1 protein-coding gene and 1 pseudogene are annotated in these 1083 nt (G+C 49.1%); both read right to left on the minus strand.

Translation table 11 applies throughout. The annotated features are described in order from the left end of the window. Positions 1 to 234: pseudogene (locus A1D16_RS17625) on the minus strand (acetylornithine carbamoyltransferase); the annotation flags it as partial. Between the two features lie 7 nt (positions 235 to 241). Continuing rightward, the coding region (locus A1D16_RS17630) for an aminotransferase class III-fold pyridoxal phosphate-dependent enzyme (RefSeq protein ID WP_290711931.1) at positions 242 to 1083 on the minus strand (842 nt) is incomplete at its 5' end.

Raw genomic sequence — 1083 nt, forward strand, 5'->3', positions numbered from 1 at the left:
CTCCAATGCCCATCCTTCACTACCCACATTAAAAACAACCGCTTCCATTCCCAATTGCTGGGCAGCCACCTGGGTACTAAGCCGCGTACGCATACTTGGGTTCAGGAATAACATGCCGATGCGCTTGCGTTGGCCAAGTACAACATCCTTATAGGGGTCTGCCTTATAACGCAAAGCCGACTCTACCAATGCCTGCAAATCGGCAACATCCTGAACGGAAGTAAAATTTTTCATCGTTTACTTATTTTTCCTCGGCGGGGGTGGTTAATTCTTTTGAAAGGGCTGATAAAAACTCTTGGGCTTCGGCCTCTCTTAACGCAAGCGACGGCAGGAGGCGGATTACATTCGGTTTGGCTTCGCCGGTAAAAATAAAATGCTCATTCAGCAATTGCTTGCGAAGCGCTGGCTGCGATTCCGGCATATCAAACCCGATCATTAAACCACGTCCCCGAACATTTTTCAGCAAGGGCATGCCTTGCAGCGATTCCATGAGCAGTGTTCCTATTTTTTCGGCATTTGCGATCAGTCCTTCCTGTTCAATAACTTCCAATACTGCCAGCGCTGCTGCGCAGGCCAGTTGATTACCACCAAACGTTGTGCCCAGCATGCCGTGTTTGGGATGCAAATGCGGTGCAATGGAAATGGCCCCTATCGGAAATCCATTTCCCATTCCCTTGGCCATGGAATAGATATCGGCGTTTACGCCAGCAAAATCGTGCGAATAGAATTTGCCCGACCGCCCATACCCGCACTGTACGGAATCGGCTATATAAACAGCGCCATGTTCATCGCAAAGCGCACGGATGGTTTGCAAAAAAAGATCGGATGCCACATTAATACCTCCCACCCCCTGGATACCTTCCACTATTACAGCTGCAATATCTTTCCCCTGCGCATTGAAAACGGCTGTCAATGCATCTACATCGTTAAAGGGAAGAAATACAACGGCATCGGTTTGATTAACTGGCGCTACGATAGCCGGGTTATCGGTGGCAGCCACGGCCAGGGAAGTTCTGCCATGGAAGGCTTTTTTAAATGCAATGATTTTGCGCCTGCCAGTATGAAAGGAGGCCAGTTTTAGGG

Origin of the sequence: Flavihumibacter sp. CACIAM 22H1, assembly GCF_001601815.1 — a bacterium.
Lineage (GTDB): Bacteria > Bacteroidota > Bacteroidia > Chitinophagales > Chitinophagaceae > Flavihumibacter.